Annotated in this window: 1 protein-coding gene; it reads right to left on the bottom strand. The window is 71.5% G+C overall.

Annotated elements, in window-relative coordinates:
• Positions 1 to 1,592 (bottom strand): condensation domain-containing protein (locus tag H305_RS49135; protein ID WP_037767552.1); only part of this gene is annotated, 1,592 nt, incomplete at both ends.

Below are 1,592 nucleotides of genomic sequence, written 5' to 3'. Positions count from 1 at the left end.
CTCCACCGCCACCACACCCGGCGACTCCACCCCACGCACAGCCACCAACTCCGGCACCGACAACCCCGGCACCACAACCCCCGTGTCATTCCACGACGAGAGCACCAACTCCCGCTCACCGTCGGGCAAGTACGTGGACTCGGCGCTGCCGTCCACGTCCTGGGCCATGGCTTCCAGGACGGCCCGGTACAGGGCGGCGAGCCGGTCGACAGCCTCGTGCGTGAGACGGCCGGGGTCGGCCGTGAGAAGCAGGCCGGCCGCTCGGGCGGCGACGGCGAGGCCGAACTCCGTGGCGCCTTCGCCCATGCCCGAGTCCGCGTCGACGATGTCCGACTCCGCCTGGGCGTCCTTGAGGTCGAGATAGCTGAAGCGGACGTCCAGCAGCCGGGACCCGTCGGCCAGTTCGCGTTGCATCACCGGCATCGGGAAGCGGCGGTGCGGCCAGAGGGCGGCTTCCTGGTCGTAGACCTGGCGGATGAGATCGCGCCAGGTGCGGGCGCCGCGCCGGAACGCGAACGGCACCGTGTTCAGGTACATCCCGTACACGCGCTCCGCGCCCAGGATCTCCGGGCGACCGCTGCACACCAGCCCGGTGTGGAAGGAATCCTCCGGAGTGAGCAGGCTCATCACCTTCAGGTGCGCCGCGTGCAGCACGGCCTTCAGCGAAGTACCGGTGTCCCTCGCGGCGGCTCGCAACGCCGGCGCGAGATCGGCGAGCGGAACGCGGACCGTGTGCGCGGGGCCGGCTACGGCGCCACCGCTCCAGCCCGCGGGCAGCTCGAATTTGGCGTGTCCTTCGATGACGTCGCGCCAGTAGGCGCGGTCACGGTCGGACTCCGTCGAGGCCCGCTCGGCCGCCACGAAGTCGGCGTACCGCACGGCGGGGGTCTCGGGCTCGGGCAGTGCCCCACCGCTCCGCACCCGCAGGTAGTTCTCGACGACCTCACTGAGCAGCGATCGGTGACTCCACCCTTCGGTGATGGGGTGGCAGACACTGACCGAGAGCCACCAGGCCTCGTCCGACTCGACGAGCGCCGAGACCCTCAGAAGGGGCGGGCGTTCGAGGTCGAACGCGGCGGCCCGCTCCGCCACGACGTGCGCGCGGCGGGCTGCTGCCTGGTGCTCCTCGTCCCGCCCCCGCAGGTCGTGGACGGTGACCGGGATCTCCGCGCTCGGGTGGATGAGCTGAAGCGGCACCGAGTAGCCCTCCAGGGCGAAGGAGGCCCTGAGCATCTCATGCCTCGCCACCAGCGCCTGTGCCGCCTGCCGGAGCGCGTCGGCATCGAAGGCGCGCCCGTCCCGGATCCGGAACGTCGTGGTGTTGTGGTACTTGTTCCGGCCGTCGTCGGCGAGCATCTCCACCAGCATGCCGAGCTGCACCTGCGCCAGCGGGAAGGCATCCACCAGACCTGCGGGGAGTGCGACGCGGTCGGCTTCCGGGAGCAGGGAGAAGGGCGCCACGACGGGGACGTCCCGCGCGGGCGTGCCCTCGCTCGTGCCGAGCGCGGTGGCGAGTCCGGCGACGGTCCGGTGACGGAACACGTCACTGACGGCTGCCTCGAACCCTTCGGCCCGCAGGGCACCGACCAGCG

This window comes from Streptomyces sp. 142MFCol3.1 (assembly GCF_000424945.1).
Classification (GTDB): Bacteria; Actinomycetota; Actinomycetes; order Streptomycetales; family Streptomycetaceae; genus Streptomyces; species Streptomyces siamensis.
This window is presented reverse-complemented; position numbering and strand designations above follow the sequence as displayed.